The sequence below is a fragment of the Amycolatopsis lexingtonensis genome (assembly GCF_014873755.1).
Taxonomy (GTDB): Bacteria; Actinomycetota; Actinomycetes; order Mycobacteriales; family Pseudonocardiaceae; genus Amycolatopsis; species Amycolatopsis lexingtonensis.
This window is the reverse complement of sequence record NZ_JADBEG010000001.1, coordinates 4,392,557-4,404,708: the sequence shown is the minus strand read 5'-3', so window position 1 is coordinate 4,404,708 and position 12,152 is coordinate 4,392,557. Positions and strand designations below refer to the sequence as shown.

Sequence of the window (12,152 nt, the reverse complement as noted above, 5' to 3'; positions counted from 1 at the left end):
CGTTAGCCGTCTTCTCCGTCCTGCTCTTCGGGGATCGTGTCGAGGATGCCGGCGGCGATCGTTTGCGCCGCGCGCTTCAGTTCGGTGCTCGCGCCGCGGAAGAGGTCCTGGGCCGGCTCCGCGGGCCAGTCGTCGGGCAGGAGGCCGCGGGGGAGCCGGGGGTCGGTGCGGATCGTCTGCAGCCAGTCGGCTTCCAGGCGGAGGTGGCGGGCCAGGCTGTCCGGCGCCTGTGCCGCCGCTTCGCCCGTTTCGTTCCAGCGGCTCAGGAAACCGCGGTACTGGCTCGCGATGCGCTCGAGGTCCCACGCCTCCTGCACGATCTCGGCGACCTCCGTCGGCGGCAGGGCGCGGGCCTGGAACACCTTGACGTGACCGTCGGTGCCCAGGCCGTCCAGCAGCGGTGCCGTGTCCACTGTGGAGGGTGCGATCCACAGGCCGCTCTGCAGGCTGCCGAACCCGGCCCACAGCAGGCGTGAGCGCAGCACGTGGCGCTGGCGCTGCCACGACTCCGGCATCGAAAAGCCGAGCAGGGTCCACGTGCCGTCCCACTCGTGGTCGACCGCGCCGAGGTGCCAGATGCGGTGCGCGCCGTCGAGCAGGATCGCGCGCGACCGGCCGGTCAGTCCGATGTAGACGTTGCGGCCGCGGCGGGTGCGCCGCAGCAGGTCGCGCCGGGCCATCCGGCTCAGCGTCGAGCGGGCCGCGTGCTCGGAGACCCCGGCCCGGCCCAGCACCTCGAGCACGCTCGCCGTGGCCACCTGGACGTCGTGGCCGAGGACGTGCGCGCCGAGGAACGCGAGCAGCAGCGCCTGCGGGCGCGGCGTCCCGCCGGGGGAGAGGTCGTCACCCTGCTCGGTCGCGTGCTCGGCCACGGTGGTCACCGGGCCAGCATAAGCGAGTCGATGTTGGGCATGGTGTTGACCGCGGTCACCGATGTGCTTAATGTTCTCGCCGGATGTGGCGCAGGCCACGTCCGCATCCGGCGGTCGGCGACGAGGCAGGACACGCGATGACGGACACCCAGGGCCCCCACCATTCGCCCGTGCAGCTGCGCCGGGCGGTGCTGTCCAGCTACCTGGGCAGCGTGATCGAGTACTACGACTTCCTGCTCTACGCCACGGCGTCGGCCGTGGTGTTCTCCAAGGTCTTCTTCTCCGGCTTGGACCCGGTGGTCGGCACGATCGCGAGCCTGGGCACCTTCACCACCGGCTACCTGGCCCGCCCGCTCGGCGGGATCGTGTTCGGGCACTTCGGGGACCTGCTCGGCCGCAAGCGGATGCTCGTGATCACCATGACGATGATGGGCATCGCGAGCGCGCTGATCGGCGTGCTGCCCACCTACGCCCAGGCCGGCGCCCTGGCGCCGATCCTGCTGGTCGTGCTGCGCGTGCTGCAGGGCATCGCGGTCGGCGGGGAGTGGGGCGGCGCGGTGCTGATGTCGGCCGAGCACGCCACCACCCGCCGCGGCCTGTGGGCGAGCTTCACCAACGCCGGCGCCCCCAGCGGCATGGTCGTCTCCACGCTGATGCTCACGCTCATGGCCGCGGTGACGACCGACGCGCAGTTCCTGGCGTGGGGCTGGCGGGTCCCGTTCCTGCTCAGCGTGGTGCTGCTCGCCATCGGCCTGTTCGTGCGGCTGAAGGTGACCGAGACGCCGGTCTTCGCTGCGACGAGCCGCCCGTCGCGCGCCCCGCTGGTGGAGGTGCTCCGGCGGCACCCGAAGAACCTGCTGCTGGCGGTGGGCGTCGGCTTCGGCGCGTTCGTCGCGCAGGGCACGCTCACCACCTACGTGCTGGCCTACGCGGTCGGCCAGGGCTTCGCGCGCCAGACCGTGCTCAACGCGATCACCGTGTCGTCGGTGGGGGCGGTGGCCGGGATCATCGGGTTCTCGGCGCTTTCGGACCGGGTCGGGCGCCGCCCGGTGGTCGTCGGGGGCGCGGTGGCCACCGCGATCGTCGGGTTCCTGCTGTTCCCGATGGTCGACAGCCACTCGGCGGGGCTGCTGCTCCTGGCGCTCGTGCTCGGGCAGTCGATCGCGCACCCGGCGATGTACGGGCCGCTGGCCGCGCTGTGCACCGAACTGTTCGGCACGCGCGCCCGCTACACCGGCGCGTCGCTCGGCTACCAGATCGCCGGGCTCGGTGCCGGCGTCGCCCCGGTGGTGTTCGCGAGCATCGCCGGCGCCGGCACGCTGGTGATCTCCGTGGTGATCGCCGCGTGCTGCCTGCTCACCGTGCTCAGCGTGCTCGCGCTGGCCGAAAGCCACCGCAGCGATCTCGCCGACCCGGACGGCGCCGAGGTGCCCGCGCCGGAGGGGATCCGCGGGACCAGGTGAGCCTTGGGCCGGGAGCGCGCGCGGGGAGCGCTCCCGGCCACCGCTTTGTCCACTGTGGACTTTCGCGGTGGCGGACCCGGAATTGTCCTAAGTGGAATGTGATGGTGCCGACGTCACCTGATCGGCGGTTTGCCGCGTCGACGGGCTCGGTAATGTCGTGGTCGTCGGCGATCTTGGGGCGGCCGTGCGGGAAAACGATTGCTCCGGCCGCGGGCCCGCCGGCGGCGGGGAATCCGCGGCCGAACGGGGGTACGCGGGGCGGATGATCGAATTTCGGATCACGCACGATTTGCGCGCCGAAACGGCGAAATCCTGGGCGCACGGCGGCTTTCGCTGTCGGTTCGATGGGATTTCCTTCGACTTGACAGCAGATGTCCGCCTGTTAGTCTGAGTAGGTACAACGAGCGTTGCGCGTGCGGTGCGTGCTCGTTCGGGCGCCGGGTGTGCACATCGGGGTGCCACGACCGACGGACTGGGGACGGTGGATGCCGGCCGGGTCGAGTGGTTCCACGGCCTTTCTGTGGGGGTTGGTCATGCATGTGCTGGTGGTGGAGGACGACGAAAAAGGCGCGGCCGTCCTGGTCGACGGACTGCGCCGCTCCGGGCACGAGGCCACCGGGGTCTCGACCGGGGCCGAAGCGCTCGAAAAACATTGGGACGCCGATCTGATCCTGCTCGATCTCGGCATCGCGGACATCGACGGGTTCGAGGTCTGCCGCCGGATCAGGAATGCCAGGGACGCGCCGATCATCGCGTTCACCGAACGCGGTACCGAAGCCGACCGGGTGCTCGGGCTCCGGGCCGGCGCGGACGATTGCCTGGACAAGCCGTGCGGTTTCTGGGAACTGATGGCCCGCATCGAAGCGGTCACCCGGCGGGTGCGCGGCCGGGCCGGTTCGGACGGGGCGCTGGTCGTGCGCGGCCCGCTGCGGATCGACGCGACCACCCGGCGGGTGCGCCTCGGCGGCGCGTCCATCGAGATGACGCGCAAGGAGTTCGACCTGCTGTACCGCCTGGCCAGCGAGCCGGGCGTGGTGTTCTCGCGGCGCCGGCTGATGGCCGAGATCTGGGGCGACCCGATGACGCACACGGCCGACACGAAGGTCAGCCGCACGATCGACACGCACGTCAGCGTGCTGCGCCGGAAACTGGGCTCGAACCGGTGGATCCGCACCGTCCACGGCGTGGGGTTCTGCTTCACCGGAAACTGAAAGCGCATTCCCGGAAACAGGCCGTCGCGGCTCGACCGCGGCGGCCTTTTCCTGCGTTCCCGCCGGATTGCCCGGTTCCCGTCGAATTGCCGAGTTGACTTTTTCTTGTAGTTCTCCTGTCAGTCGCGTTCTTGACTGCCTCGACCGGGCGCGTTGATACTTCGAATGCAGCCACCAATGCCGGGGCCCGGCAAATAGAAATGGCGCCGGTGTCCTTTTCGCACATTCGGCTTTCCCGCGCTCGACCCGAGGAGGAGACATGGACGCGCCCGTCGTCATCGCCGGGGCCGGCCCCGCCGGTCTCATGCTGGCCGGTGAGCTGCGCCTGGCCGGGATCGGCGTGGTGGTGCTCGAACGGCTGCCCGCCCGCACCGGGGAATCGCGCGGGCTCGGCTTCACCGCACGCACCATGGAGGTGTTCGACCAGCGCGGCCTGCTCCGCCGGTTCGGCGAGGTCCAGACCAGCGACCAGGGGCACTTCGGCGGCATCCCGGTCGACTTCGGCCTGCTGGACGGCGCGCACCAGGCGGCGAAGACCATCCCGCAGTCGGCGACCGAAGCGGTCCTGGAGGCGTGGGCCGGCGAACTCGGCGCCGACATCCGGCGCGGGCACGAGCTGACCGGGGTCCGCGACGACGGCGACGGCGTGACGGTCACCGTGCGCGGCCCGGCCGGCGAGTACGTCCTGCGGGCCGGGTGGCTCGTGGGCTGCGACGGCGGCCGCAGCACCGTGCGGAAGGCCGTCGGCTTCGACTTCCCCGGCACCGCCGCGACGCGGGAGATGTTCCTCGCCGACCTGCGCGGCGTCGACCTGGAACCCCGGATGATCGGCGAGAGCCTGCCGGGCGGGATGGTGATGGTCGGGCCGCTGCCCGGCGGGGTCACCCGGATCATCGTCTGCGAGCGCGAAGCACCACCGCGGCGGCGGACCGGCCCGCCGCCGTTCCACGAGGTCGCCGACGCGTGGAAACGCATCACCGGCATCGACATCTCGGCCGCCGAACCGGTCTGGCTGAGCGCCTTCGGCGACGCCACCCGGCAGGTCACCGAATACCGGCGCGGCCGCGTCCTGCTCGCCGGCGACGCCGCGCACGTCCACCTCCCCGCGGGCGGGCAGGGCATGAACGCCGGCATCCAGGACGCGGTGAACCTCGGCTGGAAACTGGCCGCGGTCGTGCGCGGCACCGCGCGAGCGGACCTGCTGGACACCTACCACGGCGAGCGGCACCCGGTCGGCGTCCGGCTGCTGATGAACACCCGGGCGCAGGGGCTGCTTTTCCTCAACGGCGCGGAAATGCAGCCCCTGCGCGACGTGCTCGCCGAGCTGACCGGCTACCCCGACGTGGCCCGGCACCTCGCCGCGATGGTCAGCGGACTGGAGATCACCTACGACGTCGGCGGCGGGAGCCACCCGTGGCTCGGGCGCCGGCTGCCGCGGCTGGAGCTCGACCGCGGGGGCCGTTCCTCGTCCACGGCCGAACTGCTGCGCCCCGCCCGCGGCCTGCTGCTCGACTTCGCCGGCAACGCGACGCTGCGCGACCGGGCGGCGGCCTGGACCGGCCGGATCGACGTCGTCACCGCCCGCCCGGTCGCCGGGCCGGTCCCCGGCGGCACCACCGCCGTCCTCGTCCGCCCGGACGGCCACGTGGCCTGGGCGGCACCGGGCACGCACGCCGACCTGCCGATGGCGCTCGAGCGCTGGTTCGGGCCGGCGCACCGCTAGAGAACCCGAGAAGGAGACGCACGATGCACAGCACCCTGATCGTGGCCCGCATGCGCCCGGACGCGGGCCAGGCGGTCGCCGAGCTGTTCGGCGAGTTCGACGCCGGCGAAATGCCCCACCGGATGGGGACCCGGCGGCGCCAGCTGTTCAGCTACCGGGGGCTCTACTTCCACCTGCAGGACTTCGACGCCGAGGACGGCGGCGAGCGGATCGAGACGGCGAAGGGCGACCCCCGGTTCGTCCGGATCAGCGAGGACCTCAAGCCGCACATCGATGCCTACGACCCGGACACCTGGCGCTCGCCCAAGGACGCCATGGCGGAGTGCTTCTACCGCTGGAGCGCGGAGTGACGGCCCGGCGCGTGGTCGTGACCGGCGTCGGGGTCACCGCGCCCGGCGGCGTCGGCGTGAAGGACTTCTGGAGCCTGCTGTCCGAAGGGCGGACCGCGACGCGGCGGATCAGCTTCTTCGACCCGTCGCCGTTCCGGTCCCAGGTGGCCGCGGAGATCGACTTCGACGCGGAGCTGCTCGGGCTGAGCCCGCAGGAGATCCGGCGGATGGACCGCGCGGCGCAGCTCGCCGTGGTCACCGCGCGCGAAGCGGTGGCCGACAGCGGGCTGGAGTTCGCCGGCCTGCCCCCGCACCGGCTCGGCGTGACGGTCGGCAGCGCGGTCGGCGCGACGACCGGGCTGGACCAGGAGTACCGGACCGTGTCCGACGGCGGCCGGCTGGAGCTCGTCGACCACGAGTACGCCGTGCCGCACCTGTACAACTACTTCGTCCCCAGCTCCTTCGCCGCGGAAGTGGCCTGGACGGTCGGGGCGGGCGGCCCGGTCTCGGTGGTGTCCACCGGCTGCACGTCCGGGCTCGACGCGGTCGGCCACGCGACCGAGCTGATCCGCGAAGGCAGCGCCGACGTCGTGCTGGCCGGCGCCACCGACGCGCCGATCAGCCCGATCACGGTCGCCTGCTTCGACGCGATCAAGGCGACCACCCCGCGCAACGACGACCCGGAGCACGCTTCGCGGCCGTTCGACGGCACCCGCAACGGGTTCGTGCTCGGCGAGGGGTCCGCGATGTTCGTGCTGGAGGAACTGGAAAGCGCTCGCCGCCGCGGCGCCCAGGTGTACGCCGAGGTCGCCGGGTTCGCCTCGCGGTGCAACGCCTACCACATGACCGGCCTGCGCCCGGACGGCCGCGAAATGGCCGAGGCGATCCGGGTGGCGCTCGGCGAAGCCCGGCTGGCCCCCGAAGCCGTCGACTACGTCAACGCGCACGGCTCGGGCACCCGCCAGAACGACCGGCACGAAACGGCCGCCTTCAAGCTGAGCCTGGGGGAGCACGCCCACCGGGTCCCGGTCAGCTCGGTGAAGTCGATGGTCGGCCACTCGCTCGGCGCGATCGGCTCGATCGAGGTCGCCGCGTCGGTGCTGGCGATGCGCGAAAACGTCGTGCCGCCGACGGCGAACCTGCACACCCCCGACCCCGAGTGCGACCTCGACTACGTCCCGGTGACCGCGCGCGAGCACCGGACCGACACCGTGCTGTCGGTCGGCAGCGGCTTCGGCGGGTTCCAGAGCGCGATCGTGCTGACCCGGCCCGGGGCGGCGGCGTGACCGCGGTCGAGCCGCGGCCGGCGCCCGACGCGGCGGAGCACACGGGCACCGGGCCGGTCGTCGTGACCGGGATCGGCGTCACGGCCCCGACCGGGCTGGACGCGGGACGGCACTGGAGCGCCACCCGCGACGGCGAGTCCGCGATCCGCCGGATCACCCGCTTCGACCCCGCCCGCTACCCGGCGCGGCTGGCCGGGCAGGTCACCGGGTTCGACCCGGCCGAGCACCTGCCGGGACGGCTGCTGCCGCAGACCGACCTGATGACCCAGCTCGCGCTGGTCGCCGCCGACGAGGCACTGGCCGACGCCGGGGTGAACCCGGCCGAGCAGCCGTCCTTCAGCATGGGCGTGGTCACCGCGAGCTCGTCCGGTGGCTTCGAGTTCGGGCAGAACGAGCTGCGCAACCTGTGGTCCCGCGGCGGCAAGTACGTCAGCGCCTACCAGTCGTTCGCGTGGTTCTACGCCGTCAACAGCGGCCAGATCTCCATCCGGCACGGGATGCGCGGGCCCAGCGGCGTGGTGGTGAGCGACCAGGCGGGCGGCCTCGACGCCGTCGCGCAGGCCCGCCGCCAGATCCGCAAGGGCACCGGCCTGGTGGTCTCCGGCGGGATGGACGCGTCGATCTGCCCGTGGGGCTGGGCGGCGCAGCTGGCCGCCGGCACGCTGAGCACGAGCGACGACCCGCGGCGGGCCTACCTGCCGTTCGACGCCGCGGCGGCCGGGCACGTGCCCGGCGAGGGCGGTGCCCTGCTGGTGGTCGAGCCGCTCGCGGCCGCCGAAGCCCGCGGCGCCGGGGTCTACGGCGAGCTCGCCGGGCACGCGGCGACCTTCGACCCGCCGCCCGGCAGCGGCGGCGAACCCGGGCTGCGACGGGCGATCGAGCTCGCGCTGGCCGACGCCGGCGCCACCGCGGCCGAGGTCGACGTCGTGTTCGCCGACGCGGCCGCCGTTCCGGAGCTCGACCGCGCCGAGGCGGCGGCGATCCGCGCCGTGTTCGGCCCGCACGGCGTACCGGTGACCGCGCCGAAGACGCTGACCGGGCGCCTGTGCTCCGGGGCGGGCGCGCTCGACCTCGCCACGGCGCTGCTTTCCCTGCGCCACGGCGTCATCCCGCCGGCCACCGGCGTCCGCCCGGCCGCCGGGCTCGACCTCGACCTGGTCACCGAGGCGCGCGAGCGCCCGCTGCGGTCGGCACTGGTCCTCGCCCGGGGCAACGGGTTCAACTCGGCGCTGCTCGTCCGCACCGTCCACAGTGGAAAGAAGTGAGAGGAAGGCATGTCCGACAAGGGATTCACCCTCGACGACCTGATGCGGATCCTGCGCGAGGGTTCGGGGGACACCGAAGAGCCGGCCGGCGATCCCGCCGGCGTCGAGTTCGCCGAGCTGGGCTACGACTCGCTGGCGCTGCTGGAAACCGCCGGCCGGATCGAGCGCGAGTACGGCCTGACCCTCGACGAGTCCGCGCTGGCGGAGGCCACGACGCCCCGGGCGCTGGTCGAGCTGGTGAACGAGCACCTGGCGAAGGTCCACGCCTGAACCGGGCCACCCCCACGACGACGGGAGCAGGAATGACCGACCAGGAAGGCCGCACCGCGGTCGTCACCGGCGCCACGAGCGGGATCGGGCTCGCGGTGAGCAAGCTGCTGGCTCGCCAGGGCTTGCGCGTGTTCCTCGGCGCGCGCACCGCCGAGAACGTCGCCACCACCGTGAAGGAACTGCGCGACGCCGGCTTCGAGGCCGACGGCGCCGCGTGCGACGTGCGGTCCGGCGAGGACGTCACCGCGTTCGTGCGCGCCGCCGTCGACCGGTACGGCCCGGTCGGCGTGCTCGTCAACAACGCCGGCCGATCGGGCGGCGGCGTCACCGCGGAGATCGCCGACGAGCTGTGGCTCGACGTCATCGAGACCAACCTCACCAGCGTGTTCCGGATGACCCGCGAGGTCCTCACCACCGGGGGCATGGCGGCGGCCGGCCACGGCCGGATCGTCAACATCGCTTCCACCGCGGGAAAACAAGGCGTCGTGCTGGGCGCGCCGTACTCGGCGTCCAAGCACGGGGTCGTCGGGTTCACCAAGGCGCTGGGCAACGAGCTGGCCCCGACCGGCATCACCGTCAACGCGGTGTGCCCCGGCTACGTGGAAACCCCGATGGCCGAACGGGTGCGGCAGGGCTACGCGGCCGCGTACGGGACGTCCGAGGACGAGGTGCTGAAGAAGTTCGAGGCCAAGATCCCGCTCGGCCGCTACTCGACGCCGGACGAGGTCGCCGGCCTCGTCGGCTACCTGGTGACCGACACCGCGGCCTCGATCACCGCGCAGGCGCTCAACGTCTGCGGCGGGCTCGGCAACTTCTGATCCGGCGAGAGGGACTGGAGGACGACCATGCGCGAAGCGGAACACGAGATCCTGGTCGACGCGCCCGCGGACGAGGTCTACCGGCTCGTCGCGGAAGTGGCGAACTGGCCGCGGATCTTCCCGCCGACGGTCTTCGTCGACCACGTCGAGCGGGGCGAGGGCACCGAGCGGATCCGGATCTGGGCGACCGCCAACGGCGAGCCCAAGAACTGGACCTCGCGCCGCGAACTCGACCCGGCGGCCCGGCGGATCTCCTTCCACCAAGAGGTTTCCACGCCGCCGGTCGCCGAGATGAGCGGCACGTGGATCGTCGAACCGGTGTCGGCGGCGACGGCGAAGGTGCGGCTGCTGCACGCCTACCGCGCGGTCGGCGACGACCCGGGCGGCCTGGCGTGGATCGACCGGGCGGTGGACACCAACAGCCGGTCGGAACTGGCCGCGCTCAAGCACAACGTCGAGCTGGTGACCAACCCCGAGCTGACGTTCTCCTTCACCGACACCGTCCGGATCGACGCCCCGGCCAAGGACGTCTACGACTTCGTCGACCAGGCCGCGCTGTGGGCCGAGCGGCTGCCGCACGTCTCGTCGGTCGACCTGCGCGAGCCGAGCCCCGGCCTGCAGGTGCTGCGGATGGACACCCGCGCGAAGGACGGTTCGGTGCACACCACCGAGTCGGTCCGGGTGTGCTTCCCGCACCACCGGATCGTCTACAAGCAGACCACGCTGCCCGCGCTGATGACGCTGCACACCGGCCGCTGGGACTTCGCCGAGGAGCCCGGTGGCGGCACGACGGCGTCGTCGGAGCACACCGTCGTGCTCAACACGGCGAACATCGCGAAGGTGCTCGGGGACGGCGCGGGGGTCGCCGAGGCCCGCGAGTTCGTCCGGACCGCGCTGAGCACCAACAGCCGGGCCACGCTCGGCTTCGCGAAGGACCACGCGGAAGCGCGGCCGTGACCCGCCCCGAGGCCGCCGACGTCCTCGTCGTCGGCGCCGGCCCGGCCGGTTTGCTGCTGGCGCACGACTTGAGCGCCGCCGGCGTCGCGGTGACCGTGCTGGAGCAGCGGACCGCGCCGCACACCGAGTCCCGCGCGTCGACGCTGCACGCCCGCACGATGGAGCTGTTCGCCGAACGCGGGCTGCTCGACGAGCTGGGACCGCCATCGCGCGGCGGGGCGGGCCACTTCGGCGGGCTCGGGCTCGACCTGGCCGAGGCCGATCCGGCACACCCTTATGCGGGGCAGTGGAAAGCGCCGCAGACCGAGGTCGAAGCCGTGCTCGCCCGGCGGGCGGTGGCCCGCGGCGCGGACCTGCGCCGCGGGCACCGGGTCACCGCGCTGACCGAGCACGGGACCCACGTCGAGGTGACCGCGATCGGCCCGGCCGGGCCGGTCCGGTGGCGGGCGGCCTTCGTCGCCGGCTGCGACGGCGAGGACAGCACCGTGCGCCGGCTGGCCGGCATCGGTTTCCCCGGCCACGACGCCCAGCGGGAGCTGCTGCGGGCCGACGTCCGCGGGATCGACGTGCCGGACCGGCGCTTCGAACGGCGGCCCGCCGGGCTCGCGATCGCCTCGCGCGGGCCGGACGGGACGACCCGGCTCATGGTCCACGAGTACGGCCGCGCCCCGCGCACGTCGCCGGGGGAGCCCGGGTTCGCCGAGTTCGCCGAGGTGTGGCGCCACGTCACCGGCGAGGACGTCTCGCACGGCGAAGCCTTGTGGGTCAACGCTTTCGGGGACGTCCGGCGGCAGGCGGAGCGGTACCGCGCGGGCCGGATCGTGCTGGCGGGCGACGCGGCCCACGCGCAGCTCCCGGTCGGCGGCCAGGCGATCAACCTCGGCCTCCAGGACGCCGCGGAGCTGGCCCCGCGGCTGGCGGCCCAGTTCACCGGCGAGCCCGATGAAGCGCTGCTGGCGGGCTACCACGACGTCCGGCACGCGGTCGGGCGGCGCGCGCTCGCCGGCATCGAAGCACAGGCGAACCTGCTGCTCGGCGGCCCGGAGGTCGAGGCGCTGCGCGAAGTGGTCGGGGAGCTGCTCGAGCTCGGGCCGGTGCGCCGGCACCTCGCCGCGGCGATCAGCTCGCTCGACACCCCACGCCCGGCCGCGCGCCCCGGCGCCGGCCCCACCACCCCCAGGAGGACGGAAATGGCTCAGCTGAGCGGAAAGACCGCGCTGGTCACCGGGTCGAGCCGCGGCATCGGCCGCGCGACCGCCGAGCGCCTCGCCCGTGCCGGCGCGCTCGTCGCCGTGCACTACGCGGAAAACGAGGCCGCGGCCGCCGAGGTCGTGGCGGCCATCGAGGGCGACGGCGGGCGCGCGTTCGCGGTGGGCGCCGACCTGGCCGCGCCCGGCGGCGTCCACGAACTGTTCCTCGCGCTCGAACTCGGGCTCAAGGAGCGCACCGGGAGTACCGACCTCGACATCCTGGTCAACAACGCCGGCGTGATGGGCGGGGTGGCCCCGGAGGACATCACGCCCGAGCAGTTCGACCGGCTCTACGCGGTCAACGCCAAGGCGCCGTTCTTCCTCGTCCAGCGCGCGCTGCGGAACCTGCCCGACGGCGGCCGGATCGTGAACATCTCGTCGGGCCTGACCCGCTTCGCGAACCCGCAGGAGGTCGCGTACGCGATGACCAAGGGCGCGGTCGACCAGCTGACCCTGCACTTCGCCAAGCACCTCGGCCCGCGCGGGATCACCGTGAACAGCGTCGGGCCGGGCATCACCGACAACGGGTCGCCGGTCTTCCGCAACGCCGAAGCCGTCGCGCAGATGGCGTCGCTCTCGGCGTTCGGCCGGGTGGGGGAGACCGACGACGTCGCCGCCGTCGTCGAGTTCCTCGCCGGCCCCGGCGCCCGCTGGATCACCGGGTCCTATGTGGACGCCAGCGGCGGTACCCTGCTGGGCGGCTGAGGA

General features: G+C 73.1%; 12 protein-coding genes. 11 read left to right on the top strand and 1 reads right to left on the bottom strand.

The features are described 5' to 3' along the window. Positions 1-2 precede the first annotated feature (2 nt). Positions 3-881: a PaaX family transcriptional regulator gene (locus H4696_RS19445; protein WP_249026837.1), complete on the bottom strand. Its 879-nt coding sequence runs from the start codon at positions 879-881 to the stop codon at positions 3-5. Positions 882-1,009: 128 nt separating this feature from the next. Here H4696_RS19445 and H4696_RS19440 point away from each other — a divergent pair, with 128 nt between their 5' ends. From H4696_RS19440 to H4696_RS51285, 11 genes are all read left to right on the top strand, one after another. After that, the gene (locus tag H4696_RS19440; RefSeq protein ID WP_086856355.1) at positions 1,010-2,335 is read left to right on the top strand and encodes an MFS transporter; all 1,326 of its coding nucleotides are present in this window, start codon (positions 1,010-1,012) and stop codon (positions 2,333-2,335) included. A 157-nt stretch (positions 2,336-2,492) separates the two neighbouring features. After that, positions 2,493-2,726, top strand: a complete 234-nt coding sequence (locus H4696_RS19435) for a hypothetical protein (protein ID WP_143264917.1) — start codon at positions 2,493-2,495, stop codon at positions 2,724-2,726. Positions 2,727-2,868: 142 nt separating this feature from the next. Continuing rightward, positions 2,869-3,546, top strand: a complete 678-nt coding sequence (locus H4696_RS19430; RefSeq protein WP_211299595.1) for a response regulator transcription factor — start codon at positions 2,869-2,871, stop codon at positions 3,544-3,546. Between the two features lie 259 nt (positions 3,547-3,805). After that, complete coding sequence (locus H4696_RS19425) at positions 3,806-5,269, top strand: FAD-dependent monooxygenase (protein ID WP_086856353.1); 1,464 nt, start codon at positions 3,806-3,808, stop codon at positions 5,267-5,269. Positions 5,270-5,292: 23 nt separating this feature from the next. Then, positions 5,293-5,619, top strand: a complete 327-nt coding sequence (locus H4696_RS19420; protein ID WP_086856352.1) for a TcmI family type II polyketide cyclase — start codon at positions 5,293-5,295, stop codon at positions 5,617-5,619. Next, positions 5,616-6,884 carry a beta-ketoacyl-[acyl-carrier-protein] synthase family protein gene (locus H4696_RS19415; protein ID WP_086856351.1) on the top strand — a complete coding sequence of 423 codons (1,269 nt, stop codon included), beginning with the start codon at positions 5,616-5,618 and terminating at the stop codon, positions 6,882-6,884. The genes H4696_RS19420 and H4696_RS19415 overlap by 4 nt, the downstream gene beginning before the upstream one ends. Beyond that, entirely contained in the window at positions 6,881-8,149 is a 1,269-nt protein-coding gene (locus tag H4696_RS19410) for a ketosynthase chain-length factor (RefSeq protein ID WP_086856350.1), read from the top strand. Before H4696_RS19415 ends, H4696_RS19410 begins: the two co-directional genes overlap by 4 nt. A gap of 9 nt (positions 8,150-8,158) precedes the next feature. Continuing rightward, a complete protein-coding gene (locus H4696_RS19405) occupies positions 8,159-8,419 on the top strand; it encodes an acyl carrier protein (protein ID WP_086856349.1) in 261 nt (86 codons plus the stop codon). Between the two features lie 32 nt (positions 8,420-8,451). Next, positions 8,452-9,237, top strand: coding sequence for an SDR family NAD(P)-dependent oxidoreductase (locus H4696_RS19400; protein ID WP_086856348.1), 786 nt, complete (start codon positions 8,452-8,454; stop codon positions 9,235-9,237). Between the two features lie 27 nt (positions 9,238-9,264). Next, the gene (locus H4696_RS19395; RefSeq protein WP_086856347.1) at positions 9,265-10,194 is read left to right on the top strand and encodes an aromatase/cyclase; all 930 of its coding nucleotides are present in this window, start codon (positions 9,265-9,267) and stop codon (positions 10,192-10,194) included. Further along, positions 10,191-12,149, top strand: coding sequence for an SDR family oxidoreductase (locus H4696_RS51285; protein ID WP_086856346.1), 1,959 nt, complete (start codon positions 10,191-10,193; stop codon positions 12,147-12,149). Before H4696_RS19395 ends, H4696_RS51285 begins: the two co-directional genes overlap by 4 nt. Positions 12,150-12,152: the final 3 nt, after the last annotated feature.

What these genes read in the sequence shown, in the direction of transcription:
- H4696_RS19425 (WP_086856353.1), top strand. Translation starts at nt 3,806, where the DNA reads ATGGACGCGCCCGTCGTCATCGCCGGGGCCGGCCCCGCCGGTCTCATG.
- H4696_RS19420 (WP_086856352.1), top strand. Translation starts at nt 5,293, where the DNA reads ATGCACAGCACCCTGATCGTGGCCCGCATGCGCCCGGACGCGGGCCAG.
- H4696_RS19395 (WP_086856347.1), top strand. Translation starts at nt 9,265, where the DNA reads ATGCGCGAAGCGGAACACGAGATCCTGGTCGACGCGCCCGCGGACGAG.
- H4696_RS19430 (WP_211299595.1), top strand. Translation starts at nt 2,869, where the DNA reads ATGCATGTGCTGGTGGTGGAGGACGACGAAAAAGGCGCGGCCGTCCTG.
- H4696_RS19400 (WP_086856348.1), top strand. Translation starts at nt 8,452, where the DNA reads ATGACCGACCAGGAAGGCCGCACCGCGGTCGTCACCGGCGCCACGAGC.
- H4696_RS19405 (WP_086856349.1), top strand. Translation starts at nt 8,159, where the DNA reads ATGTCCGACAAGGGATTCACCCTCGACGACCTGATGCGGATCCTGCGC.
- H4696_RS19440 (WP_086856355.1), top strand. Translation starts at nt 1,010, where the DNA reads ATGACGGACACCCAGGGCCCCCACCATTCGCCCGTGCAGCTGCGCCGG.